Here is a 3,586-nt window from a genome sequence, read left to right on the forward strand (position 1 = left end):
GGCAGCTTGACTGCCTGTCGGCTACGAACCTTTGTTAGGCGAAATATTTTCTTTCAAATTAAATATTTCTTTTATTTTAATATGTCATTTGAAAAATCGAAAAACTTACCATATCCTTGATTCTTTATCATTCCTTTATCAAGAACAGCTTTTCCTTCTTTTCCAAAGTCGATTGTTATGGAATTCCATGTATTATAATATTGGTCATCAAGTTCAAGAATACTGTCAGTAATTGATGAAATTCTAACCAAAGCAATATCTTTTGATGTGACTAGTTTTGTATCAGTTCCAGACAAATCAACAGTCACAGTAAGATTCTTTCCCTCAAAGTTCACATTTGTTATTTTTTCTCCACTTCCTATACTTCCTGCGATTACTTCTTTTACTTTTGAAATCAAATCATCTTTTGTAACTGTTCCTGCATTTGCATCTGTTTCGATTGTTATTTCTTTCCCCGTGTTTACATAAAAATGCTGTTCTTTATACAGCTTACCTTTACCAATAATGGTTGCATCTAGTTCTTCTTTTTTTACATATTCCGTTGTCTTTACATCTATAATTCCGTTTAACAGTCTGAGCATTGTTGTAGTTTTTAAAGAAAAATTAACTATGTAATGGATATCACCATCTTTCATATATGCCTGTGCATAAGTTACAGCATAATCGGACGGTTGTGCTGAGTTTGCAATTTTTACGATTCTCCATTTTCCAGTTTTATCACCATTTGCAAATTTGGACGGAATTCCTATTTCATATTTTTCTTTTAATTCTGATTTTAATCTATCGTTGTCAGATAATTTATTCGTTTCTTGTACTTCTTTTTTGTTTTTTCCATTTTTCACATTCTGTACATTATTTTTATTTTCCGCCTGAGTTTTTTCTATTTTAGGTAAAAAAAGGTATGCAGAAAAAAGCAAGGACGATAAGACCTATAGAAGTAATTCTTATAATTTTTTATTTTGTAAAAATTTGTATTTTTTATTGCATTTGATACATTTTATAATTAAAATAAATAATAGTGCAGAAATAGAAGCGAGACATAGACTCTCAGCTTTGCTTATTGATAAAACTGCAAATGTAGCTATTAGAGTTATAAGTAAAAAGATTGAGAGATAGATTATTGCAATAATTAATAATACATTTTTGAGTTTTTTGTTCATAAAAGTTCTCCATTTTTTGTTAAAATAATAGACGAACTTTACTTATTAACAATAAGCAGCCCAGTGGGCTGTTCGCCTAACAACAAGTTAAACCGCACAGGCCTTGAGCCTGTGTCGGCTTTGAACTTTTGTTATGTGCTATTTTTGTTCATTTATAAATTCTTGGATTTCTCCAAGAGAGCCAATTTCAAGAGGAAGTAAAAACATATTTTTAGGGTTTGCAAGTTTTATAAAATGATTTTCCAATTCAGCTATTTCTATTTCTGCAATTTTCATTTTCGAATTAAGACCAACTCCATCAATGTGACAAAGTTTCCAACCTCTGCTATTTACAGAATATTGACCTAATGTTTTTCTATATTTTACTTTACTTACATCTTCTTTCTTTATTGCAAAACACATAGGTATTTCATCTTTAAATAGCATTGTTTTTATCTCATCCAATGAATATGTTTTATTATCCATTACATTGCTATATATCCACTGTGAAAATGAATTATCTGTTATTATTATTTTTCTACCTGTACTATGTATTATCTCTGATCCTCTAATACCAGATTGTTTTCGAACAATCAGTGGCATTTCTTTATTATCTTTCCACTCATAAATCAATTGCTCCCATCTATTTTTTATATCATTGTCTATAAGAGGATTAGAATCTGAGTTTTTCCAAAGTTTCCCGAGTTCTCGGATTTTATCGCGAATTTCATTTCCAATAAAATCTTTTATTTCAACAGAATGGACATTCTTATCAGTTTTAACAGAAATAAGATTGTTATCGGTAGTATTATTTGTTAAGTATTTTTTTGCCCAAGAAGGAAATGTCGGATAGTGATAAATACCTTTATCCCAGCTTGCAGATTTTACAACATTAGAAAAATCTTTATAAAAATCTTTTTTCGAAATTTGAAATATTCCTATCGGTCTAATTTGATTGATATAAATACCATCTTCATCAAGTTCGTCTATAATACTTCTTTTAAATGTCAAACGATTTGTAATTAAAAATCCTTGCTTCATTTTATTTTCTTCCTCCACAAGCGCCCCAGTGCGGGCGTCAGCATAACAACTGGTTGTACCGCAGCGGGCTTGACCCGCTGTCGGCTACGAACCTTTGTTACACGAAATTATTTCTTAAACAATACTTTCTTTTTTATCTTTTTAAAGAAAATACTGTATATTTTTCCAGAAGCAACGCTTCTATTTTTTTATGAACAATTTCTAAGCAACGAATGTCGCATATTACCGCTACATAGCTTCGCCCTAAAGTTTAATTTCATTTTTTAATCGAGCTTGACTCGATTAAAAAATATTCTTTATTTATTCTCCATGATTTATAAATTCAATTTTTGAAGTGTCTGCATTAATTAAAATCTCAAAAACTCCACCTAAAGTATCATCTTTGACAGTGCCTTTAACGAACCATTTGTTTTTATACTTATAAACTATATAAGGCATTTCATCTCGTATTATTTTTATTCCATATCTTTCGAACAAAATATTCTCTGATACTTTTATTACATTCTCGATTTGTAATAATTTTCTTTCCTCGGGTTGAATTCCTTTATATGAAGGTTTCATTTTTGATAATCTTTTTTCTAAATCTTTTTCATATAATTTTTTTACTATTGAATCTGTTTCAGAAGCGTCACATATTAACTTGAATGATTTAATGTCAAAGTCAAAAACTCTTGATCTTTTTGTTATGCATTTTACTTCATAAGTATTTATATTGAATTCAAAAATATCATTGGCTCGATTAGTGACTGTAATGATTTCATTATTTTTAAATTCAATGCTTTTTATAAATACCCATTGAACATCTCCTTCAAGAAATTTATTTATTTTGATTACATATATTGGTACTGTAAAATAATATTTTGGTTCTGTATTTGATTCAATTACGATTAATCCGAAAAAATAATTACCTGAATCTGTTGTTTGGTATGAAACACTATAAGTAAAATTGTCTTTGGATATAGAATCTGGATTTTTAGGCATAACAATCGAAGCTGAAAGATTATATACACAACCGATAAACAATATTATTAAAATTGATACTTTTTTAATCATTCTTTCTCCAAGCACCCTAGTGCGGGTGTCCGTGTAACAATTGCTTAAACCGCAAACCGGCTTGACCGGTTTGTCGGCTTTGAAGCTTTGTTAGGCTGGCTTCTATTTTACAACTTCAAACAAAAATTTACACCGCATCTTAGAAAGATATTTTTCCTCTCTTTCTTTCGCCGAAAAGAAGAGGCAGGCTTGACCTGCCCTATTTTTTGCACCGCAAGTTTTCAGGCAGTCGGGCCTGACCCGGCGGCCGTTTCCCTTGCAAGTCCTTCCTGCGGGCTCGACCCGCAATCGCCGAAAACACGGATTTTTCATAACCGAACTTCTATTGCTTCAGCATGATTTTCCTGCCGGTG

General features: G+C 30.8%; 3 protein-coding genes. All 3 read right to left on the minus strand.

Translation table 11 applies throughout. The features are described 5' to 3' along the window. Positions 1-71 precede the first annotated feature (71 nt). Positions 72-917 carry a hypothetical protein gene (locus JI65_RS16585; protein WP_191018278.1) on the minus strand — a complete coding sequence of 282 codons (846 nt, stop codon included), beginning with the start codon at positions 915-917 and terminating at the stop codon, positions 72-74. Between the two features lie 381 nt (positions 918-1,298). Beyond that, positions 1,299-2,198, minus strand: a complete 900-nt coding sequence (locus tag JI65_RS16590; protein WP_191018279.1) for a hypothetical protein — start codon at positions 2,196-2,198, stop codon at positions 1,299-1,301. A gap of 282 nt (positions 2,199-2,480) precedes the next feature. Further along, complete coding sequence (locus JI65_RS16595) at positions 2,481-3,233, minus strand: NTF2 fold immunity protein (protein WP_191018280.1); 753 nt, start codon at positions 3,231-3,233, stop codon at positions 2,481-2,483. Positions 3,234-3,586 lie beyond the last annotated feature (353 nt).

The sequence above is a fragment of the Treponema zioleckii genome, from assembly GCF_014737315.1.
GTDB classification, from domain to species: domain Bacteria; phylum Spirochaetota; class Spirochaetia; order Treponematales; family Treponemataceae; genus Treponema_D; species Treponema_D zioleckii.